The following is a 26,030-nucleotide window of genomic DNA, read 5'->3' on the forward strand; positions in this document are numbered from 1 at the left end:
TATGTTATCTTTTGTTCAAAAACTACACACACAAGGCCTGCGGGTCTGGCTGGGTGACAACAATTCGCTGGCACTGGGATATGAGGAAACCGTCGCAGCTGAATTGATTGCCGAGCTAAAAGCCAACAAGCCTGCCTTGCTGGCTTTGCTTGAAGAGCATCAGATACACTCGGAGCAGGCCTTTTTAAACTGGTCTGTGTTGCAGCTTTCTTTACTATCTAATGCTCAGGCACGACTGTTGTTTGTCGACCGCTTACAGCCACAGCGCTGTGCCTATCATATTCCGATGCTGGTCGAGCACCAGCAAACGGACATGGTAGCCAAACTGGACAACGCCATTCAGGCACTGACGGTACGCCACCCGATCTTAAACAGCCAGATTGTGGAGCACGACGATCAGCTCTTTTGTCAGCCCCGCAGTCGCGCACTGACCTCAGTACAAACACGGTGCAACGATCCTGAGCAACTGAAAGCGCAGGTTCAAACGCAGGTGCTGACACCGTTTGATTTAAGCCAGGATGCGCCGCTGCGAGTGGTGCATTATCACTGTGCCTCGAGCACTTACACGCTGTTTTTATGGCATCACATTGCCTTTGACGGCTGGTCTATGCAGTTGTTTTTCAAAGAGCTCAGTCAGCTGATGGCCGACCCTTTATGGGCGCAGCAACAGCCATCGCCTTTGTCCTACTTTGACTACGCAAGCTGGCACCGGACACTGGATCAGCAACAGGCGCATGATTACTGGCAGACACAATTAAAAGATGCGCTGCCAACCCGGCTACCCAAAACGCTGGACGCGCCTTTAAATGAGCCACTCACCCGTGGCAGTAATCTGTATTTTACTTTGCCCGACACACTGAGCACCCAGCTTCGTCAGCTGGCAAGCTCCCTCAGTGCCACGCCATTCAGTGTCCTGCTCAGTGCCTACTATTATACGCTGATGCTCTTTACCAATCAGAACGATATCCTGCTGGGAGTGCCATCAGACAACCGGGATCACCCGCAAACCCAGGACATTATGGGCTTTTTTGTCAATACCCTGGCGTTACGGGCAGAGCTTGATAAACAAGCCAGCTTTGCGCAACTGGTCACTCAGGTGAAAGACACCCTGCATCAGGCCAAACGCCATCAAGATCTGCCATTTGATGAGGTGGTTCAATACTTTACACAGGGCGACCGTGAGCAAAGCGCACTGCAGATCATGTTCAGTGTGCAAAAACTGGCCAGCCAGCTGGACCCGGCGTTGTCACTGCCCTTTTCAGTCAGCCCATTGCTCAGTGATGATGAGCTGTATCAGCCCATTAAAGTAGACCTGTTGCTGGCACTGGATGACAGTGAAGCGACTATCTCAGGTCAGATTGATTACAACCCAAACCGCTTCAGCCAGGCTTATATTGAGGCATTTCGTCAGACCTTTATCCACCTGCTTGAGTGCAGTGTTGCCTCGCCCCACCAGCCGCTGCAATCGCACACGTATGTGCCGCCGGGTCAGTGTCTGAGCGAACCGCAGACACCTGACAAACCTGCCTATGAGAACCTCTATGCACGCTTTGTTGCCCAGGCCAAACAAACTCCGCAGGCCAATGCCCTGATCTACCAGGAGCAGGAGATAAGTTATCGCACCCTGGCCCGGGAAGTAAAAACGCTTGCAAGCCATATACGCGCACAGATAGCACAGCATGACGACCCTAAGGTCGCTTTGATGTTTGTTCGTGGACCACAGATGGTCACCGCGATTCTGGCCACCTTAGCCGCAGGCGCGGCTTATGTGCCACTAAGCCCGACTCAGGCCAGCAGCCGTAACCAGTTTATCCTTAATGATTCGGGGGCGGCACTGCTACTGACCCAATCTCAGCTGGCGGCACAGGCGCAACAACTGGCCCAGTCCGATGCCACCCCAGTACTGACAACCGAGGCCCTGCTGTCAGACCCTGCGGAATATGACTTAGCACAGGGCGATGCTGGGCAACTTGCCTACGTTATTTATACCTCGGGCAGTACCGGCCAGCCTAAGGGCGTGATGGTCGAGCATGGTCATGTTGATGCGCTGGTACGCAGCACCAGCGAGGTCTATCAATTTGCCAGCGACGAGCGGACCTACTGGCTAACGCCCTACTTTTTTGATGCCTCAGTCGAGCCGCTGTTTATGACTTTACTCAATGGTGCCTGCCTGGTCATTCCCTGCGAGCGCAGCTGCAACGACCCGCTGGCCATGCGAGAGGAAATTCTCGACAGAGCCGTCACCCACCTGGTGGCCTCACCATCGCATTTACAAGCGATTGGACACTGCGGCAAAGCCAGCGCCATTCGGCGGGTGGTGTTCGGTGGTGAATCCTGTAGCCAAAGCCTGGTCGATACCTGGCAACAGCGCCTGTTCAGTGAATATGGCCCTACCGAAGCGACGGTCACGGCCACAGTGCACAGGCAGTTTGCTCAGCAGCAAAACCTCAAGGCCATTGGCCAACCTTTGCGCCATGTTACCATCGACATAGTCGACGACGCACTCGCTTCTCTGCCGGTCGGTTGCCCCGGTGAGATCCTGATCTCAGGCCACAGTGTTGCCCGTGGCTATCTCAATCTGCCAGAGCAAACTGAAGCACGTTTTATTACCACAGCGCGCGGGCGCGCCTATCGCACCGGCGATATGGCCCGTCGGCTGCCCTGCGGTAACCTGGAATTTATGGGCCGCAATGATGCGCAGGTTAAACTTCGTGGCTATCGTATTGAGCTCAATGAAATCGAAGTGGTGCTGCTTAAGCACCCGGATATTGAGCAGGCCTGTGTGAAAGTGCAAACTCTGGCACAGGGGCCTGCGCTGGTTGCTTACCTCGGCACCACCAGCATGCTAGCGCTTGATGAGTTGCTGCCCTGGCTGAACGAACGGCTGCCCGATTACATGCATCCGGCAGCACTGCAATGCAGCGCGACTTTGCCCTTACTGCCTTCGGGTAAGGTTGACGCCCGCGCACTCGCACCGCTGGATATCAGCGTCAGCACTACCTATGTCGCCCCGCAAAGCGCGCTGGAAAAAGATCTCTGCGCCTTGTGGGCCGAACACCTGGGGGTTGAGCAGGTAGGCATGCAGGACAGCTTTTTCGCGCTGGGCGGAAACTCGCTAAGCGCCATGACCCTGGTGGCTAAAATGCAGCGTACTCTGGCGCTGCCTGTCACGCTCAAAGCGCTGCTGAGCCACAAGACACCGGCCGCTATTCTGGCTAATCTGGATACCCAGCACCGCATCGAGCCCATTCCCGTACTCGCCGATCCAACTCAGCCTGTGGCAGTCACCCCTCAGCAGCAAGCTATGTTACTGAGTGAACGCCTTGCCACCACTGCGGGGGCCTATCATATTCCTCTGATGCTGAGCTGCGAGTCGCTGGCACAGCAGCAGGCGCTGATGGAAGGGGTGCAGCAAGTGATCAGCCGCCATCAAATATTACAGCAGGGCTACGATCAGGATGAGCAGGGACACTGGTTTATCAGTCAGACGCGCTACCCGGTGCCCTGTCAGGTGCTGGCGTTACAGAGCCATAATGACAGTGCCTTGCAGGAATTTGTCAATGCGCCGTTTACGTTAGACACCTCAGCGCCGGTGCGAGTGGCGCAATTGCGTGTAGGCCCACTGCCCAGCTACAGGTTGTTACTGGTGTTTCACCATGTAGCCTTTGACGGCTGGTCGGTCGAGCGCTTTATTCGTGAACTGGATCAGCAAATGGCCGGTCAGGTACTTACCCCGCCCACACTGACTTACCGGGACTATGCCCACTGGCGCAGCACCCTGGACGAGCAGGCAGAGCTGGATTACTGGCAACAGGCGTTTGCCGGTATTGACTTGACCCCATGGGAGAGCGACTTTAGCCGCAGCGCCAGTTATGATCCCCAGGGCAAGGCGCTGAGCTTTACCCTGCCCGACGCACTGACCCGCTCGTTGCGTGCGCTGGCACAGCAACAGGGGGTCAGCCTTTATGCAACCCTGCTCAGCAGCTTTCAGCTCGCCGCAAGTTTCTGGGCCGATCGGGATGACATTGTCATTGGCACACCGAGCGACAACCGCGCCCATCCGGACAGTCACGAGCTGATGGGATATTTTGTCAATACCCTGGCACTGCCGCTGCGCCTGGACAGCACACTCAGTTTTACGGCATTAATGAAACAGGTGCAGACCCAGGTGCACGATGCAAAAAGCCATCAGGGCACCTCTGTGGATGTGCTGGCTGATGCGCTCAACGTTGAGCGCCAAAGTGGCCTGTCGCCGCTGTTTCAGCTGTTTTTCACACTGGATCAGTTTAACCCGCTGACTCAGGCATTTAACGGCTTTGAGGTGATCCCGGAGAACCCGCAAGATTACGCCTATACGCCGGCCAAATTTGAATGGAATATGGTGTTTAAGGACGACGGCGACCAGCTGCAAGGCCAGTTTACCTATGCCACAACCCGCTATGATGCCACGCGCTGTGAGCAGTTTCTGGCATTTTATCAGGTGCTGTTAGACAACCTGATGGCGGCCCCGGAGCAGCCGGTGCGCGACTGCCCGCTGCTCAGCCACGCGCAATTTCAAACCCTGGTGACACACCAGGCACAGCAACACAGTGATCCACACACAAACTGGTTAGCCTGTTTTGCACAGGCCTGCGAGCGTGCGCCGCACAATATTGCCTTGTCGTTTGAAGATCAGCAACTCAGCTATGGCGAGCTGGATAGCCTGTCATCACAGTTGGCTGCCACACTGCATCAGCGCCTTGGTGCGCCGGGTGCCGAACCCGCCCGCGTCGCGCTGCACTTTCACAAAGGCTGTGACATGATCATCGCCATGCTGGCCACGCTCAAAGCCGGTGCTGCTTTCGTTGCCTTGTCGCCCAACCACCCGCAGGCACGCCGTGAAACCCTGTTGCAACAGGCGCAGTGCACACTGCTGCTCAGTGATGATGCGTTAAGCTGGTCAACGGTGCCCACCTTGCTGTATCACTGGCGAGACTGGCCAGAGACACAGACCGAGCATAATGATATTAACTTCAACCACAACCCGGACCGCCTCGCCTATCTGATCTATACCTCCGGCACCACAGGCACCCCCAAAGGGGCCATGCTCAGCCACCGCGGCCTTATCAACCTCTCAGCACACATGATGCACAGCCACCGCTTAATGGGTCAGTCACGTCAGGTGGTTGCCAGCCAGTATGCCGAATATGTCTTCGACGCCTCCATCATCGAAATTTTCCCGGCGCTGGCTGCGGGTGCGCGACTGGAGATCATTCCTGAGCCCATACGTCGCGATGTACCCAGGCTGTGTGAGTTCTTGCGTCGCCAGCGCGTGGATGTGGCCTTTGTGCCCACCGTGCTGGTCAATCAGTTTGCGGATCTGCTGGCCGGTTGCCAGCTGGATGTGTTGTTTGTTGGTGGCGCGCCGCTCAACCCGGTGCATCAGCCCCTGGCAAGCACACTCTACAACGAATATGGACTGAGTGAAACCAGCGTGTGTGTGACTCAGGCTGAGGTCACACCCCGGCAACCAGTCACCATAGGGCGCGCCATTCGCAATACCCGTCTGTATGTGCTGGATAAATATCAACGACCTGTGCCACCGGGCGGCTTTGGCGAGTTGCACAGCGCAGGCTGCAGTACCGGGCTGGGATACTGGCAAAATGCCGACAAGACGGCGGCCCACTTTATCACCCTGACAATGCACCATGGTGCGCAACAACTACATGAGCAGGTCTATCGCACCGGAGACTTAGTGCGCCGGGTTGATGCGGACACCCTGCAGTTTGTGGCACGGACCGATCAGCAGCTGGAGATCAATGGCTACCGCATTGAGCCGGGTGAGATCGAGGCAAAATTATTGACCCACCCGGATGTCGGCCAGGCCGTGGTCTGTCAGGTTCAGGGGCATGCACAGCAGCTGATCGCCTACTGTATGTTGAACCAAAGCGCCACCTCCCCTGTAGCAGACTCGCACTCGCGTGCCCTGCTCAACTGGCTGAACGCCCAGCTGCCGCCTTATATGCGACCAAAACATTTGTTGTTTGTGTCTCATTTCCCGCTGACCTTAAACGGCAAGCTGGATCTTAAGCAGTTGCCACAGCCTGAGCTGGAGCAGCTTCAGGTTGAGCAGCGCGCCGTGCAAACGCAAACCGAACAAACCGTGCTCGAACTTTGCCAGCGCTTGCTGGGCGTGTCTGAGCTGAATATCAATCATGACTTTTTCGAGCTGGGCGGTTCTTCTGTACAGGCTGCGCGGCTAATCGCCGAGTGTGAAAAAGCCTTTGTGGTCAACATTGAACTGGCCACCTTACTGACTCATCCGGTGCTGGCCGAGTTTGCCGCCGCCGTTGATCGGCTGCTGACGGAACAAGCCATCCCCGACGCCGAATTTGAAATGGAATTATAATGAGGTTCTCCATGCACCAGTTAATGTATACCCTAAAAGCCCAGCAGATCAGTGTCTGGCATGATCAGGGCAAGCTGAAGCTTGCCAGCCAGAGCGATGTTAGCCAGTCAGACATAGTGGCAACGATCCGGGCACACAAAACCCAGCTGCTGGATTATTTGCAGCGTCATCACATCAACAGCCGCCTGTGCTTTGAACAAACTCAGATTTTTGCCAGCGAAAGTGATGCCGCACCGCTGACACTGGGCCAGACACAAATGCTGTTTTCTCAGCAGGTCAGCGATCAGACCCATACTTATCACATTCCCTGCCTGCTCAAGCTCAGTGCTGAGTGCGATATGGCGACTATGGAGCAGGCGTTGCAGCGCTTGTGTCAGCGACACAGTGCGCTGGATACCTGCTTTACCAGCAACGCACAAGGTCAGATGCAACAGCTACGTTGCACAACGCCCTTTACGCTGACACAACAAAACTGCGATGAAGCGGCGCTGGCGCCAACATGTCAGCAGCTGTTTACCCAGCCTTTTGCATTGCATGAAGCGCGCCCGTTTCGTGCCACCTGGATAAGCACACAGTCGCACCAATATCTGTATCTGGTGTGGCATCACATTGCCTTTGATGGCTGGTCGCTGGGGGTCTTTTTAGCGCAGCTGCAAGCCAGTTACCAGCAAACGCCGCTGGCAGACACCTTGCAGTTTAATGACTACGCACACTGGCAGGCACAGCGCCTCAGTACCCTGCGTATTGCTACACTGAAAGATTATTGGCAAACACAACTGGACAGCCACAGCGCCCTGCATCTGCCCTGTGCCAACGCAAGACCCAAAGTCTTTGACCACAGCGGGAAAAATATCACACTGACCCTGCCTGAGGGCAGTGACGAGCAGCTCCAGGCACTGGCAAAACGTCACAAGATCAGCACCAACACGCTCGGTCTGGCGGCCTGGTTCCATACTTTGTGTTTATACAGTGGCCAGCAGGACCTGATCATCGGTCTGCCCAGCGATAACCGCCCTAACCAGGCCTGTCAGCAGATCCTTGGCTACTTTGTTAATTCCCTGCCGATCAGATTACAGGCTGAACTGACCCTGTGTGTGAGCGACTGGCTGGCACTGGTGCAGCGTCAGGTCAATGAGGCCAAAGCCCATCAGGACTTGCCTTTTGAAGAAATCAAATCGGCGCTGGCGGTGACCATGGACACCAGCCGCCACCCAATATTCCAGACCATGTTCACCTCCAGTCAGTTTCAGCAAGGCAGTGTGCACACGCTGTGGCAACAACACCACACAACAACGGATGCCGATGTGACCGCTAAGTTTGACCTGACCATGCACCTGGAATTGGCTCCCGGACAGGCGCAAGTGAACCTCAACTATGCCAGCGCGCTGTACAGTGAGGCACATGCCAAGCGTATCGCCACCTTATATACCCGGATATTAGCCGCTTACGCAGACAGCCTAACAACTCAGCAGACGCCGCTGTTTAACCTGCCGCTTCTCAGTGAGGCCGACCTCGCGGAGCAACAGCAGCTAAGCGGCATGTCAGAGGCTTTTCCGGCACCGCACACCATCACTGAGCGCTTTGCTGACATGGCATCGCGCTGTGCGCAGCGCCCTGCGCTGGTCACGGCTGAACGACAGTGGACCTATCAGCAGCTGGATCAGGAAGCCAATCGTCTGGCTGCGCAGATCCAGGCCTTTGCGCCTCAGGCTCGGGTCGTCGCCCTGCATTTACCGGGCGATGCCGCTTTGGTCATCGCCATGCTGGCCACGCTCAAGGCCGGGGCTGCTTACACTACCTTGCCCTGTAAGGACCCGTTGCCACGACGTGCCTATCAGCTGGAAGACAGCCAGGCAGCGCTGCTGCTCACCCAGGGCACCCAGGTTGAAGAGGCAGAGATGTTGGCCGACGCAGCCCAGCTGCCGTTACTGAATGTCGACGACATCATTGGCAATACCTCACTCAGCACACAACCGGTGCGCAGTGAAATCACGCCACACAGCCTGGCGAATATCATTTATACCTCGGGCACCACGGGACAGCCCAAAGGCGTGATGGTCAGTCACTATGGCTGTACTTCTTTAACCCTGGATAACACTTATATTAGCGTCTCGCCTCAGTCGCGCTTTATGCAACTGGCAAACCCGGCGTTTGATGCCACCACCTTTGAGGTATGGATGCCGCTGCTCAATGGCGCGAGCCTCTACTGTGGCTATAACGACCTGCTGAGTCAGGTGGCCGGGTTTAAGGCGCTGCTGAATGAGCAAGGCATCACTACACTGTGGCTGACCCGGGCATTATTCGACACGCTGTATCAGCAAGACCCCACGCTGTTTGCCTCGCTGGAACATCTTCTGGTGGGCGGTGAAGCCCTGACCTGCGAGCTGGTCAATCAGCTGCTCAGCTCCGCTTATGCTCCGGCACATTTTATCAACGGCTATGGCCCGACCGAGTGCACCACCTTTACGACCTGCTATGAGCTCAGCGAAGCACATGCTCAGATCCCGATTGGGGCACCCATCGCCGGACGCGCTGCGGTGGTACTGGGTCAACAAGGCCAGCTGCTGCCGCCTGGCTGCCCCGGCGAGCTATACATCACCGGAGCCGGTCTGGCCCAGGGCTATCTCAACCGCGAGGCGCTGAGTGAAGAAAAGTTTGTCACCCTGAGCCTGTTTGATAAGGCTCAGCGTTACTATCGCAGTGGCGATCTGGTGTACTGGCAAGCAGAAGGCACGCTGGCCTATCTGGGCCGCAATGATGAGCAGGTCAAGATCCGTGGCCACCGCGTGGAGCTGGGAGAAATCGAGCAGCAACTCAATGTGCTGCCTCAGATCAGTAATTGCGCCGTGGTGGTGCGCCAGCATCAGGGCCACAGTCAGCTCGATGCCTATGTGGTGCTTACCCAACAACAAGATACCGCAGCGCAGCTTGCTGTGATCCGGGACACACTAAACCAGCGTCTGCCGGGCTATATGCAGCCCCATACCCTCAGTGCCATTGAGCAACTGCCACTGACCGCCAATGGCAAGCTGGATAAGCGTCGCCTGCCGGCGCCACAGCAAGTTGCAGACACAGTGATTGCACCCGATACGGCGACAGAGAAAAAACTGCTGCTCCTCTGGCAATCCCTGCTGGGCTTAGACAGCATGTGTGTGACTCAGCCTGTGATGCACTATGGTGCCGACTCCATCCGGCTGCTGCACTTTTGCAGCGCGGCCAGTAAAGAAGGCTGGCAGCTGACCCCCAAACTGGTGATAGAGCACAACACCATACGTGCCCAGGCCCAGCTACTGGATCAACAAAACCGCGATCTGTTTAACGGTATGAATGATGACGAAGCACTGCAGGCCGTATTACAGCTGCCACACTTTGAGCCCGGCTTGATCCGTCCGGCCACGGTATCCGATGCCGCTGTGCTCCACCTGTTCCCGGCCGCCGCCAGTGCCGACAGCTTTAATCCATTGATTGCCAGATTAAATGAGCACTTCGCAGTGCACGCGCTGGAGAATGTGAAAATCTTCACCGGTCGTCACCTCAACCAGCTGAGCCTGATACGGTATTATGCCGAGCGGATCATCGCGCACCAAAGCGAAGGACCTTACTATCTGGGTGGCTTCTGTGAAGGCGCAGCTCTGAGTCTGGAAGTGGCCAGGCACCTGGAATCTCTGGGCCATGAAGTGGCGCATAGCTTCCTGATTGACCCCATCATTCCGCAACTAAGCGCAACACAGCTGGCCGAGGCAGAGCAATGTGTACAGGACAGCGATCCAGGTCTGGAAACCTGGCCGGTAGGACGCGCCTTTGTCGACTTTGTGCGTCACTTCCACACCGCCGACCCTTACCCTTATTCGGTGAGCTTTTTTACAGCCGACAGGGTGAATGATGACGCCATGCCCACCCAGGTGCTGGGGCTGTTCGAGCCGGTGTTTGATGTACCTACCGTGTATAAGGCCACCTTTGCACTGCCCGATAACGGCTTTGCGTCACTGCTGCCACAGGCCGAGTACATCCGCCTGCACAGCGCCCATGATGAAATTATGACCGATGAACAGGACCTGCACTGTATTGCCACGCGCATCAATCAGGTTTTGGCCTCGGCCCATCCCCACCTTGTTCAGGAGCGACGCGCATGAACAAACAACAACTGTGTAAGCGCTACGGCATACACCTTGGCCTGACCATGTTTGCGGCCATGCTGCTGCTGCCCATTCTGACCCCTTATCTGCTTGCCCAGGGGTTTGTGGTCAGCCAGATTGCCATTGCCATGGTGATCATGAGCGCGGTGATCATTGTCAGTGAAGTGCCAAGCGGGGCCCTTGCCGACCATTTCGGTCGTCGCCGGTTGTTTTGCTGCTCGCTGATCTTTGCCCTGCTGACCAACTTATTGCTGCTGGTAGCCACTGATTTTGTCACTTTGCTGATCGCGGTCAGCTGCTGGGGACTGAATCAGGCCACCCTGAGTGGCACGCTCAACGCCTGGTTTGTCGAGCGCTTCAAAGAAGCCGAGGGCGAGCAAACCCTGAATCAGGGGTTTGCATCGGCCTACGGACTGGCCTATGGTATTGGCGCATCTTCTGCGGTGCTCTCTGCTGTGTTTCTGGCCTTTGGCAATCAGCTGGGGCTTTCGACCTTGCAGATGTATCAGCAGATCTTTATCGTTTCCAGTATCGGGTTTATTTTGCTGCTGCCGCTGACATTTCATTGGGTCAAAGAAGTGAAGTCCCCTTCTGAGCATAGCTTTAAACAGGCACTGAACCATCATGTTGGCACCACCATCAAAACAGTACGGCAACCCGCACTTGCGAAGCTGCTGATTGCATTGGTGATAGTCATTCCGGTCAGCGCCAGTATCGAAAAGTTCTGGCCTATCTTTGTGCACCAGCTGGAGCAGGTGGACATGGATGCGGTGGCCTGGTTATTCCCGGCGGTAATGGCGGCGACCTTTGCCCTCAACGGGGTGGCGGCGGTCCTCAGCACGAAGCTGTGTACACTGCTCAATCAGAAACTGGGACAAGCTATGGCCGTTGCTCACCTGCTTAAGCTGGTTGCCTTAGTGGCCATGGCACTGGCCCCGGGCCTGAGCTGGTTTGTGGCAGCGTTACTGCTGTTCTTCCTGTGCTTTGGCCTGACTCAGCCTGCGCAGTTACAGTTGCAGCACCAGCTGTGCGACAACAGCGTGCGGGCCACCATAGAGTCACTCGGTTCCTTGACCACCCGGATGGGTGGGATGCTGGGCGCTGCGCTGACGGGCGCTTTACTCAACCTGGTGTCTCTGCCAGTCAGCTGGTTGCTGCTTGGTGCCCTGTCGCTGCTGGGCATAGTGCTGTTATTCAGCCCATCGCTCAACCAGCCAGAGCAGTCAGAAGACAAAGAAACCACGCCTGAGGCGGCGCCCGCAGACGTCAGCGTCTGACGGTCACACTCGACGTATAACGGGGAGCATCCTGGAGCTGTAGTGTCAGGGTGTCGCCCTCCTTGAGTGCGCCAACGCCCTGCGGGGTGCCCGTCATAATGATGTCGCCCGGATGCAGGGTGAAATAACGGCTGATCTCGCTCAGCAAAGTGGCCAGCGAAAAAATCATCAGGCTGCTGTCGCCATGCTGTTTAAGGACGTCATTTTGCCAGAATCGATAGTGCAACTCGGTGTTTTCATCGAGACCCTGAACGGGCGTGAAGGGGGTCAGCGCACAACTTTGATCAAACGCCTTCGCACATTCCCAGGGGTGCCCTTGTTGTTTCAGTTTGGTTTGTAAGTCCCTGAGAGTCAGGTCCAGCCCGGTTGCAATACCGCAGATGTGTTGCAGCGGCGCGCGGGTGTTGCTGTTTATGGTTTCCCCCACCAGCAGCACCAGTTCAGCTTCATAATGGTGTTCACCCAGTGCGGCATTGAGTGCCAGTGGCGCTTGAAAGTCGCAAAACGCCGAAGCAGGTTTAATAAAAAGCAGCGGGCTGTCCGGTATCGGATTGTTTAACTCTTTGGCATGTGCCACATAATTGCGACCCACACACACGGCCTTGCCAACTCCCAGAGCAACTGCGTCGCCCGAATTCCATACATGCTGGTACATAAAGACCTCCGTTCATAAATGAGTGACAAGTATAACGGATCGATGTATCAACACAGAGTCCGGAGCCCTGATGTTGGATATAACCAATATGAATAACAGTCGCCTTTTTGCTCTAGCCGACAAAGGTAAAGTTAAATTGCCGCAGCCTCACCGTTTGCTTTACATTGTCACTGCAGCCGATAGGCGCGCCAGTTGCAAGGGATCCGCAGTCAGGATATAACAAAATATAAACAAAAAAGACAAAGGTAAATCATGAAACAACATGCGAACGTGCCCCTCAACGACTTTGTTGAGTACCCACAGGAAGAAATGCTAAGCCGGGCCAAAGAGTTTTTGGATGAAGCAAAGCGCCGTCACACTATCCGCAGCTTTAGTGATCGGCCGGTACCTAAAGCAATTATTGAAGCCTGCATTAAAACGGCAGGCTCTGCCCCCAGTGGTGCCAATCACCAGCCCTGGCATTTTGTGGCCATCCACAGCCAGGACGTGAAGCAACAGATCCGCGCTGCCGCAGAGCAACAGGAACAGGCCTTTTATGAGGGCCGCGCCGGTGAAGAGTGGCTCGATGCTTTAAAACCGCTGGGCACCGATGCCGATAAACCCTATCTGGAGCATGCCCCCTGGCTGATTGCCATCTTTAGCCAGAAAAAAGGCGGTATTCACAGCGAGGACAAGCATACCAACTATTATGTCCATGAATCCGTTGGTATTGCGACTGGCTTTCTGATCCAGGCTTTGCACCATGCCGGGCTGGCCACGTTGACCCATACGCCGAAACCCATGAGCTTCCTGATGGAGATCTGTCAGCGCGATAAGGAAAACGAACGCCCTTATATGCTGCTGATCGCCGGTTATCCGGCCGAGGATGCCACCGTGCCAGAACACGCGCTGGTTAAAAAGCCGCTTGAGGAGATTGCGACTTTTCTGTAGCGGCAGTCACGCTTGTCGGTGCGCCTGCAACCAGCAGCTCACCGACTTGCAGGCCACTTATCACCTCAACCTGATCGCCATACTCCCTGCCAAGGCGAATAAAGCGGCTTTGCACCTGGCCGTTATCCAGCACCACCACTTTACTGAGCTGGCCATAATGTTGCACTAAGGCCGTTGGGATCAGCACCGCCGGGTGCTCGCTCCCGGGCAATTTTAACATGGCGTACATGCCCGGTATCACGCCCTGCGCCCACTGCATATCCAGCTTCACCGTAAAGCTGCGTGCGCCGCGATCGGCCACCGGAACCAGTTCACTGATGGTGGCATATTGCGTCGCCTCGGCCGCCGGAATACGCACCTGATGACGCGCCCCGATTGTCAGCTCGCTGAGCAAGCGCTCACGCACCGAGACCTCAACCTGCAACTGCGCCGGGTTATAAATGGAGACCAGCGGCGTGCCGGGATTGAGCATAGCACCCGGCTCTTGCAAGCGCGCGACCAAAGTGCCGGAGATGGGCGCCCGCACTTGGGTATAACTTAAGGCCACTTCAGCACCAGCATATTGTTGGGCCAGGGCCGCTTCTTTGGCGGTCAGTTCATTCACCTGAGCCTGCCACTCATCCACCTGATTATGGGCAACCAGGCCTTTTTGCTGGAGCGCCTGTGCGCGCGCGAGCTGTTTTTTTGCCTGAATCAGCTGTGCCAGATTAGCCTGCTGTTCGGCTTTCACCGCCTCCAGCTGTGCGCGCAAGTCGGCATCATCCAGCGTGGCAACCAACTGACCCGCCTGGATCGGATCGCCAGAGCGCACCGTCAGGGTTTTCAGCTGTGCCAGCACCCGGCTGGCGACTACCGTGTTGTGTTTGGCAATCACGCTGCCCGGGATCTGCTCTACGTCTTTGACCAGCCGCAGCTCAACTTGGTGCAAGTTCAGCTTTGGTATAGTGCTGTGCGGCTTATCCCCGGGCGACACTTTGCTGTTAAACATCCCGGCCATCCAGGCCACTGCCACCAGTAACAAGGCAATCGCCAGCACGGGGCGCAAAAATCGAATATCAAACATAACGAGTCTCCGGAGCAACAGAATTGGGGTCGGCTATGGCCGTGTCGTCGGGCGTTTTGAACACCAGGAAATAGACCACAGGCACAACCAATAAAGAAAACAGGGTTGAAGCGATAATGCCAAACATGATTGCCAGCGCCAGACCACTGAACACGGGGTCGAGAATGATCACCAGATTGCCCAGTAAAGTGGTGCCAGCGGTCAGCAGCACCGGCCGCATACGCACGCTCCCGGCACGGATCAGGGCCGCCTGCAGTGGCATACCGGCCTGTCTGGCCTGAGTAATAAATTCCACCAGAATGAGTGAGTTTCTGACCACAATCCCGGCCAGTGCTACCATGCCTATCATGGCCGTAGCGGTGAACAACACCGGCTCTGGTGCGCCTGCAATGGTGCGCTCACCAAACTGATTCAGTGCCCAGAAGCCCGGCATAATACCTATCATAGTCAGGGGAATAGCTGACATGATGATCAGCGCCAAGGCACTGGATGCGGTCTGCCAACGCAGGATCACGAAAATCGCCGCCAGCGCAAAGACAAACGCTATCCCCATATCCCGAAACACCCTGACGGTGATCCGCCACTCCCCTTCGCCGCTGAAGCGATACTCGGTTCCCTCGGGGAGCTGCCAGGGCACGCCGCCACCGCTACTGAGAAAGGTACGCTGCTGCCAGGCGCTTGCCTGTGTTTCATCCGCTATAACTGCGCCAACTGGTTGCTCATCGGCCACCACATCGGCAATCACCTCGGCCGGGGTGCGGCCATTTAATTCAGCATAGACATACACCACAGGTGCCAGATCTTTACGATAAATCGCCGGCTCAACCGTCAGCGTATGTACTTCTCCTAACTCAGACAGGGCCACCATAGGACGGGCTGCCCGGCTGAGGCCAAAACTGCCCTGCTGCTGCGTGACATCACTGCTGCCACGGATCTGGGTGGCAAGCAGATCCGCCCATCGCTGGCGATCTGCATAGGCGAGTTGCAAGGTAATAGGCACGGGCTGCGCTTCTCTTGGCTGATACAGCAGTCCGGCCTGCATGCCTCCGCTGGCCATGGCCAGGGTTTGGTTAATTTCCACACTGCTTACCCCGGACAACGCCGCTTTGTGTTTATCCGTAACAAAACGCTGCAAGGTAACCGGCGCCGACAAAGACGTGTCGACTTCGACCACATGAGCTTCCTGACGCAACCGTGCCGCCAGCTTGAGGGCCGCATCATGGTGGGTGTCGGCAGAAATAAAGGGCTCCGCATAGACCTCCGCCGTCAGCGTACTTAACACCGGCGGCCCCGGCGGGACCTCAACCACTTTAATCACCACGCCGTCTCGATTGAACTCAGACAGAGCCTGGCGCAGTCGCAGCACCACAGCATGAGACTGGTGTGCCCGCTCGCGTTTATCCAGCAATAACACCCGCAGCTCGGCCAGATTATCACTGTGGCGACGATAATAACCGCGCACCATACCGTTAAAATCCATACTCGACGGCTGACCCACATAGGCGGCAATGGCGCTGACCTCACTGAATTGCCAGACCCGTTGCTGCACGGTGCGGGTCAGGCGCGCGGTGGCTTCCAGCGTGCTTCCCTCGGGTAAGTCGATCAGTATCTGAACTTCGTTTTTATTGTCGTAGGGCAACAACTTGAGCGGCACCGCCCGCAGTACAGGTAAGCTAGCGCTGAGCACAAACAACGCCAGCACTGCCCATAACACCGCTTTGGCACGCCATGGCGAGCGCAACAACGGGGTAAGCAGAGCCCCATACCAGGCGTTATCCTGTGCTGATGCCGCCGACGGCTGAGTGCGCAGTAAGCGACTGGCCAGCCAGGGAGTGATAAAAAAGGCCACGACGGTTGAGATCATCACACTGACGGGCACATTAAACGCCATAGGTGCCATGTATGGCCCCATCATGCCGGTGATATACGCCAGCGGCAAAAACGCCATCATAATCGTCAGCGTTGACATTAATAAAGCGGTACGGATCTCCAGCATAGCGGCGACAATCTGCTGGCGACGGGGCTTGCCGGGCACCAGCATACGGCTGATGTTATCTATCCCGGTAATGGGATCATCCACCAGCAAACCCAGCGAGAGGATCAGGGCAAACAGGGTGACCCGGTTAATGGTATAACCAAACGTCCAGTCCAGTGCCAGCGTGATCCCATAGCACACAGGAATGGCCAAGCCCACCACGATAGCCGGTCGCCAGCCGAGGAAAACCCCCACAAAGATCACCACGGTCAGCACCGCGAACGCCAGACTGGCCATCAGGTCGTTAACCTTTTCATCGGCGGTCTGACCGTAATCCCGTAATACCCGGACAGCCACTTCCGGCGGTAATAACTGTGTTTGCAAGCGGCTCATCAGCTGATGCACTTGTTCGGCCACCGCAACGGCATTACTGCCTTTTTGCTTTGCCACACTGATGGTGACCAGCGGCAGGCCTTGTTGCTGATCGCTGAGCGCCAGCCATTGATAATGCTCCGGCTCGCCCGGCCCCTCTGCAATGCGCGCAACATCCCTGAGCTTCACAGCGCGCCCGTTCACCACAGTGATCACTAAGTCACGTAACGCCGCACTGGTACGCAGCACATCGCCCGATTCCAGCACAATCTGTTTGCTGCCCGCACTGCGCTTGCCTACCTGTAGCAACTGATTGCTGTTTTGAATGGCCTGTAATACATCCAGCGGCGTGCTCTGATGCGCCGCCAGCGCGGTTGCATCCAGCCATACGTTCAGCTGGCGCTGCCGCCCGGCGACCACGTTGACTTCACTGGTGTCGGGCAGGCGCTGTAATTGCGTTGAAATTTCCTGGGCAAAACGGGTTAAGTCATAATCATCGTATTGGGCTGGGTTTTCGCTGTATAGGCCCAGCATCACGATGGACACGTCATCGACTTCCACCGGCCGGATCTGCCAGTCGCTGACCACCGCGGCCATCTGATGCTCGTTGGCATAAAGTTTTGTGTAGGTATTCAGGATGGCCTGCTCACGGCTCTCACCCACCTGAAACCGCAGCGTGACGACCGCGCGGCCACTGTGGGTGGTTGAATACACATGCTCCACCCCCGGAATTTGCAACAGCAGCTTCTCAAGCGGCGTGGTCACCAGACGCACCACTTCCGGCGCTGCAATGTTGGGCACGGTGACATGAATATCGAGCATGGGTACCACAATCTGCGGCTCTTCCTCTCTTGGTGTGAACTGCAAGGCCAGCACACCCAGGACCATAGAAAAGAAGAACAACAGCGCCGGTAAACGACCCGTCAGGCTTTGGCCAATGACTCGCTCAGTGAATCCCCCGGACCCGCTCATGATCCCTCCTTGTCGGCACAGAACAGCTGATAGAGCTGTTGCAGGATCACCAGCACTTTGTCATCGGCAATGCGGTAGTACACCGTTGCCCCCTCGCGCCGCGACGCGACCAGCCCGGCTTTTCTCATGGCTGCCAGATGCTGAGATAAGGCAGACTGAGCTAGCGGCACCTGGGCATTTAACTCACCGACACTGAGCTCCGTGCTTTGCAGGCTGCATAAAATCATTAACCGATTGCGGTTTGCCAACATCTTCAGTAATGCCTCAGCTTGTGCGGCGCTGTCGGCCATTGCGTGTAAATCCATACTTCCCCCTCAACATTGGTTACGCAGGGAGTATAGGATGAAACATTAGAAATTGCTAATATTAGATCTTGCTAATATTCAATCTTGCAATATACTTGAATGCAGGAGGTAATTATTATGAGACTTGAAGCCGCTATCCGGCTGGTAGCCGGCAGTATGCTGATACTGTCATTTTTACTCACCTGGTTTATGGATCCACGCTGGGTGTGGTTCAGTGTATTTATTGCATTGAATCTGATGCAATCCGCCTTTACCGGCTGGTGTCCTATGATGACCTTGCTCAAAAAACTTGGAATGGAGAATTAATTTATGCTGACATCCCCGCAGGACATTTTAAAAACCGTCCGACCTAACCAGCGTTGTATCAGCGCGCAGCAAGCCAAAGCAGAAATCGCCACCAACCAGGGCCTGCTGATTGATGTGCGTGAGCCTCAGGAACATCAGGAAAAAGCGGCCCCGGGCGCGATGAATATTCCGCGCGGCGTGTTGGAATTTCAATTACCTAACCTTGAAAAAGACCCAAGCCGACCGCTTTATCTGCACTGTGCTGCCGGTGGCCGGGCAGTATTTGCCGCCGAGCAGCTGACCCGCATTGGCTACCAGAATGTCAGCGTGATCACCTGTAAAGCGGAGGAAGTGTGTCAGGTTTTTGCCTGACGCGCTGCCATCCCGGTGCTTGATGGGGTCACACTCTGATAGAGCCAGACCATGCGATCCAAAAACCAGGTTTTACTCAGGATCACGCCCAATGCGCCAACACTGGTGCTGATGGCTTCCTGAAACCACAAGCCTGCAGCGCATACCAACGTGCTCACGCTTAGCACCGTAATGATCACTTTAATCACCTGATAGTGCACCAGCGGCACCCGTTCCAGCTGATAGATCAGGATCTGCTCGCCCAGCACCGCTTGTGACGCCCAGTTATGGGTGTCTCTGGGTTTACTGAAGCATCTGGGATTGAGCCAAACCCAAAGCAACAACACCACCAGCACAGGCCAAAAAGCCATTCCCAGCCAGTCACGCCACCACAGGCAGGCAATCAGCAAAGGCAAACAGGAATAGCGGCTCCAGACACTCCACGGGTTGGCATGGCGCGCCCATACTTCTTCGCTCATGGCGAAATACTTGGCAGCAGTTCGTTGCATCATATCGACCTCACGGGATCAGTTTACTTATCAGGCAGTGTAGCCAGAGTTCACGTTACCCTCTGTTTAAAAATGTCAACGACCGGGTACATTTTCTGACCTTTTGGCGCAACTCGCTAACAGCGCACGTAGTCCCCGAACCTTAAACTGAGCACACACCAGTTAAACATTTGGCTCACTCAGTAAGGGATATCACTATGGTTAAAGGCTTTTCTCTTCTCGCCTCGGGACTCATTATCAGCGCACTGCTCGGTGGTTGCGGCGACACCACAGATCATCGCACCGCAGTACAAAAGCATCCCGGCGTGTGGCAAAAAACCGCTTATGGTGAAGTGCTTGATATCACACCACAGCGCGTGCAACGCTATGAATTTAATACGCACGCATGTATTAAAGTTGCACAAATTGGGCTGCCACAGAGCAGCACTGAGCCGCGGATAACCCAGGCGCAGCAACGCAGCAAAGCGCAACTGCAACTGACCTATGCCGGTGAAGTCTATCCACATATTTATGAGCGTAAGGCGACGCTTCCGGATGTTTGCCGCTCCCCGCTATCCGTCGATGCCACAGCCAGTCCAACTCAGGTCTTCGAATACTTCTGGCACGCATTTAACGATTACTATGCTTTCTTTGCCCTGCGCGACATGGACTGGCAAGCACAATACGCCCATTACCGTGCAAAAATCCACGACGAGATGTCCGATGACGCGCTGTTTGAGATACTGACCGAGATGATTACGCCGCTTGCCGATGGCCATGTGTCGGTCGCCAGAACGCCGGGGCGTCCTTTTTTTGTGATGAAGGACGCCCCTATTTTGCGCGCGGCTCGGGGCACCGCCAGCTATTATCTGCGTTACGACATGCAGCTGAGCGACGAACAGGTGTTCTCTGAGCTGGTGCTGGACTCGTTGAATGTGAGTCAGCAATACCTGAGCCGTGACAGCATCGGCAGCTTTGGGGCCCGGCAGCAGGAGAAAACCTTGCTATGGGGTAAGACTGAGGACAACATTGGTGTGCTGGTGATCAATAACTTCTCCCAGTACAGCAGTGATCCGGATGCAGACGAGACCGAACACCTCAGTGCAGCCACAGCGCTGATAGACCGCATCATCGCGGAGCTGGCCGATACCGATGGTTTGATCCTCGATATTCGCAACAACATTGGCGGCGATGATGCCATTGCTCTGGCCATCGCCTCCCGATTCAATACCTCTAAGCGCCTGGCATTTAACAAACAAGCATTGAATCGTGCGGGCCAGGGGGTGTTGCTCAGTCAGTCTCTTCAGGCTCACCCCGAGGCATACACCCAACCCGTGTATTTGCTGACCAGCCAGCTAACCATCAGCGCAGGTGAGGTCTTTACCCTGGCCATGATGCACCTGCCGCAGGTCACTTTGCTCGGTGAAGAAACCGCGGGTGCCTTATCGGACATGCGTTTTTTCACCTTACCCAATGGCTGGGAAATTTCGCTCTCCAATGAAGTCTACCGGGATGCACACGGCACTTTGTATGAACACAGTGGCATTCAGCCAGATATTTTCGTGCCTGCCTTTACTATGCATGCACTCGAAAGTGGTCGCTTTGAAAGTTACGATCACGCCCTGACGTTACTCGGCAAAAATCCCACACCACAGCTGACAGTGAAGGAGTTTGAGCGCCAGCTGAGCGCGCTGCAGCAACAGGGCAATATTCCGGCCGTGGCCGTTAATATTATTCACGATGGCCAGTCGGTCTATCAGCAAGGCTTTGGCCGCTCGGATGAACTGGGCACTGCAGTCGATGCACACAGCCGCTTCTATCTGGGATCTGTGAGCAAAACCCTGTTGGGCGCTACGCTTGCCGATGCGGTTGAGCGGCAACTCGTTGATCTCGATGCGCCGGTCATGGATTATCTGAATTTCGCCATCGACTTTCCGGCTCCTTTATCTCAGGCCATTACCTTACGCCAGCTGATCACCCACACCAGCGGTATTATGGACACAGAGGAGGTGTACCGCTGTAATTACTTTGTACATGCCGACGGCAGCAGTTTGTATAACCGACTCACTCAGACCGAAGCCTGTGGCGAGCCAACAAACACAGATTTGGGCCATTTTTTTGCGGCGTACCTGTCACAGTCCGGCAGCAACTATCAGCCCAGTCACTTTGTCAGCCGCTTTGGCCTGGTTAATAATGAAGCCGCTGTGTATACCAATATCGGCGCCGCACTGGCAGGGTATGTCACCGAGCAGGCAAGCGGACAGCCCCTCGCTCAATTAACCCAGGACAGCGTTTTTACACCACTGGCAATGCACCGCAGTGAATGGGCCATTACCCAGCCAGACACCCCCGTGGTACAGCGCTATATTCACCACCCACAGACGCATACTCTGATCCCTTTACCTGACTACGGCAATATCACCTACGGTGAAGGCAGTGCCATCTCTACCGCCCATGACCTGGGGAATTTTCTGATAGCCGCCATGCAACAGGGCAAGCTCAACGGCGCGCCTGGGCTCAAAGCCAGCGCGGTGGCAACGATGCTGAGCCCGCAAACGGCTATCCCGAGCATCTCGGTAGAGCGAGGCTTTTTCTGGGGCCTGGATGGCGAAAAAATCTATCACAGCGGCGATGATCCGGGCGTGCTCACCCAAATTTACGGTGATTTACGTCAGCAACGCGGTTTTGTTCTGCTGACCAACGGGGATTCAGGCAATGACAGCAGCGCTCAGGCTTATGATGAGATAGCGCAGCTGGTGATCACTTTCAGCTACGGCTTCACTCGGACGGGGACCAACCAGCCTTAAAACGTACGGGTTTGTGTGCTGCCCGCCTCTTCTGACAGCAGTTGGGGTGGGATTGCCGGGAGTTGATACGGCGCAACCAGCTTATCAAGTACTTTGTTTTTTGCCATCTTGCGCATGTGCTCGCTAAACGCCTGCCCCACCTGGCTCTGTGCAAATGAACGACTCATCGCCATATGGCCGTAAATCACCTGAGTATGCCGATAGTCCATCTTTTTCAGCTGATGCGCAGGCTGAGCCAGCACATTCATTGCCAGGTCGGCCGTGTCTTCCACCGCAATCACCAGATCGACCCGTCCTTTCAAGACCAGATCGACGGCCACCCGCTCTGAGGGCACTTCAACCTTATCCAGGCGCGTGTCCTGGTCAAAACGAGGAAAAAAGGCCGCACCTCGCATAATGGCAATCCGTTTACCAATCAGATCTTCGTAGCGCTGTACTGAAATTTGACTATGCTGATGACCATAAAAAACATAAGAAGAAGACAATGCCATATAGGGGGGTGTTACAAACGTCATCTGCTGCTCACGATCCACCGTTCTGACCAGTCCACCCATCACATCCACCTCACCCTGTGCCAGCATGCGAATACAACGAGAGAATGGACAGGGCACGGCTTTAACAGCGATGTCTTCATCACTGTGGTGTTTAATGTAGTTGAGAATATCGAGGATCAGGCCTTTGGCGTTGCCCTTATCATCCAGAGCACTATAGGGAGGAGCGTGGTCAATCGCGACCAAAATTTGCTGATGATCTGCCAGGGCCCGCTTGGTTGAACACAAGCTCCATACCAGCATGATTGCTATAAAATACTTCATTGCACTACCTACCTCTTGGGCAATTCAGCAACCTCATTCGTCTCCATGTCACAAATATGTCATAAAAAGATAAAATCTGAGTTGTTAAGATAACACAAGGGCACAAAGCTTACTCTGGTTTTTTGAGATTTATTTCGCTTTGATGACTTGAGATCACCTGGTAGGGGCGCAGCCCAAAAGACGGCAATACCGTCAGCACATGATCAAGTAAGTCAGCTTGTAAATGTTCATATGGTACCCAGCGTTTATCCTGGCTAAAGCAGTATAACTCTACGGGCAACCCATACTGCGTGGGTGCCAGCTCTCGCACCATGCACAGACAATCCGGATTCACCTGCGGGTGCGCTTTCAGATAGGTTTCGGCATATCGACGAAACAAAGACACATTATTCCACTGCTGATCTGGCGTGTCTTGCATTATCTGTGCAACCTCGGGCAGTGTTTGGCTTAGCCTGGTCAGTTGAGCCTCGCTCAACAGCTGAATTGAATCAAAGTCGACATAGACAGCACGCTTGATCCGCCGGCCATTGGACTCCTGCATGGCGCGCCAGTTCTTAAACGAGTCTGAGATGATTTTGTAGGTAGGGATAGTTGTAACCGTGTTATCCCAGTTGCGCACCCGCACTGTGTTGAGTCCCACTTCAATGACCTCACCGTCTGCGCCAAATGCATCAACCTGGATCCAATCTCCGGTCGCAAGCAGTCGGTTTGCAGCTATCTGAATGCTGGCCACCAGGCCCAAAATGGTGTCCTTAAACACCAACAAGGTCACGGCAGCAATGGCACCAAATCCGGACAAAATATAGGTGGGCGATTTATCAACGGCCAGGCTGATCACCAAAATGGCGCAGACAATAAAAATCAGTAATTTGCTGACCTGCACTAAGCTCTGTATTGGCACACTCTTGGCAAACGGCTGCTGGTTATAAATCGCATTCACAATATTGACCAGGCTACTCAATAAGAAGCCGATGCTGATCACCAGCAACACCTGAGAGATCACCCCAAAGACTTTGAATAACCACACCGGTGCGATAAACAGGGCTTCTTTAAACGCAATGAACATCAGCGTACACATCACCAGGGAGAAGCGCCCGCTGAACTTGCTCAGATAGGGGGCAAGAAAGCCAATTTTGGATGTTGAGTACTCACTTAAAAAATGCTGAATACGTGGCAGTAACCACTGTCGGATCAGCCAAAAGACCACTAGCAAAATCACCAGTGCGAGAACATTAGTGCCTAGTATCAGCAAGCCGGAATAGGGCGTGGCGCCGACCCAGGGGGCCAGCACTTCACTGAGATGCGTTACCTTCATGCTTGCTTCACCTCATCGCCACACACAGTCCCCATCGCGTGCTGTTGCTCCCAGTGCGCCTTTAGTTGTGCATCTTTGTCCAGCCATAGCTGATTCAGATACCCCTGAAAGGCCACCCGATATTGCTTGTCAGTCTGATAATTGCCAAGCGGTACACTGTCCATTGTCATTAAGCGGATCTGCACGTCAATTCGCTGTAACTTGCCACGCATAAAGCTACGGCAAATATGTTGGTCCGGGCTCTGGTAAATCACCGTAGCGTCGAGCATGCCGTCCAGTTGCTGCGCCAATACCTCTAACGCAAAAGCCACTCCGCCCGCTTTAGGCTTGAGCAGATATTGAAACCCGGCTCTCTGACGCTGGTGTTTTTGTGCAGTAAAGCGGGTACCTTCAACAAAGTTGATCACGGTCGTCGGGTGCTGTCGAAAATGACGACAACTGTGCCGGGTGCGTTCTACATCCATGCCCTTAAGCTTAGGATTTTTGGCTATTTTCGCCTTGCTGGCACGCTTCATAAAGGGCATGCCCAGCGCCCAGGCACCGGTGCCGATCAGCGGCACGTATTTAAGTTCGTCTTTAAGAAAAAACTTAGGGGCCGGTAAGCGCTCGAGTGCACTGAGCACCACAATATCTAACCAGCTGATATGATTGGCCACCAGCATATACCAGGCCTGCTCGCTCATTTTCTCAGGCAAGTCCAGCGATATCTCAGCACAACCCAGCCAGAGCCCCAGGCGATTGCCCCGGCACCAGCCTTTATACGCCCAGTGCAATATGTCTGACACCCCCCGCAGCGGCAAAATACATTTCACCAACCCCAGTGCAAACACCACAACCCCCCACAACAGGGTATTGGCCAGTAGTATCATCGTGGCTAGCATACCGACTAACCAGGCTGGTAAAAACCTTCTCAACATACCACCTCCTTTACCTGAAGAATGCTCAGGGCTGCTGCGACTTTTGATGCTGCTCAGCAGACACCTGGGGACTGCTGTGGTTTGTAACCAGGTCTTCTAACTGCTGATCTTTTTGCGCCCACAGCCGGTTCAACTCGCTTTGAAAGCGTACTCTGAACTCGTTGTCATTGCTGTAGTCGCCAATCAGATCGGCACTGACCGGCATCAGTTCGATCTGAACTTTGACCTCGTCAACACGCCCGGCCACAAAGTCCATAAAGCTGGGAATACCGCCCGGATAGTGAATGGTGACATTCACCACCTGGTTGATCTGCTCACCCATTGCCTGCATCACAAACGCGATGCCGCCGGCTTTTGGTTTGAGCAAATGCTTAAACGGGCTGTGTTGACGCTGATGCTTTTGCGTTGTAAAGCGCGTCCCCTCGACAAAGTTAACGATACTTACCGGCATGGTTTTAAACTTTTCACACGCCTTGCGCGTGGTTTCAACGTCTTTACCACGCAGCTTAGGGTTTTTCTTCAACTGACTTTTACTGGTCCGTTTCATAAACGGGAAATCCAGCGCCCACCAGGCAAGCCCGAGTACTGGCACGTACAGTAACTCTTTTTTCAGAAAAAAGTTCAGAAAGGGAATTTTACGGTGCAACACCCGCTGCAAGATCAATATATCTACCCAGCTCTGGTGATTGGCAATGACCAGATACCAGTCTTTAGGTTTGATCGTGTCTGGCATGGAGACAGTGAGACGAAATGGCGACACAACCGATTGATTAAGATTGTTGCCTGCCACCCATAAACTGGCACACCCTTTGGCAATGCGACTGGCGACTTTTTGCAAAGGTGCAATGGGCAATAGTTTGATCACACCCAATAAAAAAATGGGAATAAACCAGACCAGTGTATTGATAGCGTATAACAGTAACCCCAGCACCTGACGGATTAGCGACATGCAATGTTCCTTTACTACGACTGATGATGG

Annotated in this window: 16 protein-coding genes; 7 read left to right on the top strand and 9 right to left on the bottom strand. The window is 54.9% G+C overall.

Translation table 11 applies throughout. From position 1 onward, the window contains the following. The first annotated feature begins 1 nt into the window (after nucleotide 1). The 3 genes from MHN33_RS21805 to MHN33_RS21815 are packed head-to-tail and all read left to right on the top strand — an operon-like array spanning nucleotide 2 to nucleotide 11,801. Nucleotides 2–6,388: a non-ribosomal peptide synthetase gene (locus tag MHN33_RS21805; protein ID WP_239401330.1), complete on the top strand. Its 6,387-nt coding sequence runs from the start codon at nucleotides 2–4 to the stop codon at nucleotides 6,386–6,388. 11 nt (nucleotides 6,389–6,399) lie between these two features. Continuing rightward, nucleotides 6,400–10,521 carry an amino acid adenylation domain-containing protein gene (locus MHN33_RS21810; RefSeq protein WP_239401332.1) on the top strand — a complete coding sequence of 1,374 codons (4,122 nt, stop codon included), beginning with the start codon at nucleotides 6,400–6,402 and terminating at the stop codon, nucleotides 10,519–10,521. Further along, the gene (locus MHN33_RS21815; protein ID WP_239401334.1) at nucleotides 10,518–11,801 is read left to right on the top strand and encodes an MFS transporter; all 1,284 of its coding nucleotides are present in this window, start codon (nucleotides 10,518–10,520) and stop codon (nucleotides 11,799–11,801) included. Before MHN33_RS21810 ends, MHN33_RS21815 begins: the two co-directional genes overlap by 4 nt. Here MHN33_RS21815 and MHN33_RS21820 read toward each other — a convergent pair. Further along, nucleotides 11,791–12,456 (bottom strand): fumarylacetoacetate hydrolase family protein, encoded by a 666-nt coding sequence (locus MHN33_RS21820; protein WP_239401336.1) that lies wholly within the window; start codon nucleotides 12,454–12,456, stop codon nucleotides 11,791–11,793. The genes MHN33_RS21815 and MHN33_RS21820 overlap by 11 nt on opposite strands. A gap of 252 nt (nucleotides 12,457–12,708) precedes the next feature. Between MHN33_RS21820 and MHN33_RS21825 the strand changes: the two genes are divergently transcribed. Further along, entirely contained in the window at nucleotides 12,709–13,386 is a 678-nt protein-coding gene (locus MHN33_RS21825) for a nitroreductase family protein (RefSeq protein ID WP_239401338.1), read from the top strand. Here MHN33_RS21825 and MHN33_RS21830 read toward each other — a convergent pair. From MHN33_RS21830 to MHN33_RS21840, 3 genes are read right to left on the bottom strand one after another with little or no spacing between them, the layout of a single operon-like run. Beyond that, nucleotides 13,349–14,449 (bottom strand): efflux RND transporter periplasmic adaptor subunit, encoded by a 1,101-nt coding sequence (locus MHN33_RS21830; protein ID WP_239401340.1) that lies wholly within the window; start codon nucleotides 14,447–14,449, stop codon nucleotides 13,349–13,351. The two genes, MHN33_RS21825 and MHN33_RS21830, sit on opposite strands and share 38 nt — an antisense overlap. Beyond that, nucleotides 14,442–17,768, bottom strand: a complete 3,327-nt coding sequence (locus MHN33_RS21835; protein ID WP_239401342.1) for an efflux RND transporter permease subunit — start codon at nucleotides 17,766–17,768, stop codon at nucleotides 14,442–14,444. Before MHN33_RS21835 ends, MHN33_RS21830 begins: the two co-directional genes overlap by 8 nt. Next, complete coding sequence (locus tag MHN33_RS21840) at nucleotides 17,765–18,073, bottom strand: metalloregulator ArsR/SmtB family transcription factor (RefSeq protein ID WP_239401344.1); 309 nt, start codon at nucleotides 18,071–18,073, stop codon at nucleotides 17,765–17,767. The genes MHN33_RS21835 and MHN33_RS21840 overlap by 4 nt, the downstream gene beginning before the upstream one ends. Before the next feature lie 117 nt (nucleotides 18,074–18,190). Between MHN33_RS21840 and MHN33_RS21845 the strand changes: the two genes are divergently transcribed. Further along, nucleotides 18,191–18,379 carry a DUF2892 domain-containing protein gene (locus MHN33_RS21845; RefSeq protein WP_046006921.1) on the top strand — a complete coding sequence of 63 codons (189 nt, stop codon included), beginning with the start codon at nucleotides 18,191–18,193 and terminating at the stop codon, nucleotides 18,377–18,379. A 3-nt stretch (nucleotides 18,380–18,382) separates the two neighbouring features. After that, complete coding sequence (locus tag MHN33_RS21850) at nucleotides 18,383–18,730, top strand: rhodanese-like domain-containing protein (RefSeq protein ID WP_046006922.1); 348 nt, start codon at nucleotides 18,383–18,385, stop codon at nucleotides 18,728–18,730. Here the strand turns inward: MHN33_RS21850 and MHN33_RS21855 are convergent. Next, nucleotides 18,715–19,221: a DUF6653 family protein gene (locus tag MHN33_RS21855; protein WP_239401346.1), complete on the bottom strand. Its 507-nt coding sequence runs from the start codon at nucleotides 19,219–19,221 to the stop codon at nucleotides 18,715–18,717. The genes MHN33_RS21850 and MHN33_RS21855 overlap by 16 nt on opposite strands. Nucleotides 19,222–19,415: 194 nt before the next feature. Between MHN33_RS21855 and MHN33_RS21860 the strand changes: the two genes are divergently transcribed. Further along, the gene (locus tag MHN33_RS21860; protein ID WP_239401348.1) at nucleotides 19,416–22,004 is read left to right on the top strand and encodes a serine hydrolase; all 2,589 of its coding nucleotides are present in this window, start codon (nucleotides 19,416–19,418) and stop codon (nucleotides 22,002–22,004) included. Here the strand turns inward: MHN33_RS21860 and MHN33_RS21865 are convergent. The 4 genes from MHN33_RS21865 to MHN33_RS21880 all read right to left on the bottom strand — a co-directional run bounded on the left by MHN33_RS21865 (nucleotide 22,001) and on the right by MHN33_RS21880 (nucleotide 26,000). Further along, nucleotides 22,001–22,819 (bottom strand): transporter substrate-binding domain-containing protein, encoded by an 819-nt coding sequence (locus MHN33_RS21865; protein ID WP_239401350.1) that lies wholly within the window; start codon nucleotides 22,817–22,819, stop codon nucleotides 22,001–22,003. The two genes, MHN33_RS21860 and MHN33_RS21865, sit on opposite strands and share 4 nt — an antisense overlap. Before the next feature lie 109 nt (nucleotides 22,820–22,928). After that, the gene (locus MHN33_RS21870; protein ID WP_239401352.1) at nucleotides 22,929–24,134 is read right to left on the bottom strand and encodes a mechanosensitive ion channel domain-containing protein; all 1,206 of its coding nucleotides are present in this window, start codon (nucleotides 24,132–24,134) and stop codon (nucleotides 22,929–22,931) included. Further along, the gene (locus MHN33_RS21875; protein WP_239401354.1) at nucleotides 24,131–25,051 is read right to left on the bottom strand and encodes an acetyltransferase; all 921 of its coding nucleotides are present in this window, start codon (nucleotides 25,049–25,051) and stop codon (nucleotides 24,131–24,133) included. Before MHN33_RS21875 ends, MHN33_RS21870 begins: the two co-directional genes overlap by 4 nt. A 25-nt stretch (nucleotides 25,052–25,076) precedes the next feature. Then, nucleotides 25,077–26,000, bottom strand: coding sequence for an acyltransferase (locus tag MHN33_RS21880; RefSeq protein WP_239401356.1), 924 nt, complete (start codon nucleotides 25,998–26,000; stop codon nucleotides 25,077–25,079). Nucleotides 26,001–26,030: the final 30 nt, after the last annotated feature.

The organism is Pseudoalteromonas sp. OOF1S-7 (assembly GCF_022347765.1).
Taxonomy (GTDB): Bacteria; Pseudomonadota; Gammaproteobacteria; order Enterobacterales; family Alteromonadaceae; genus Pseudoalteromonas.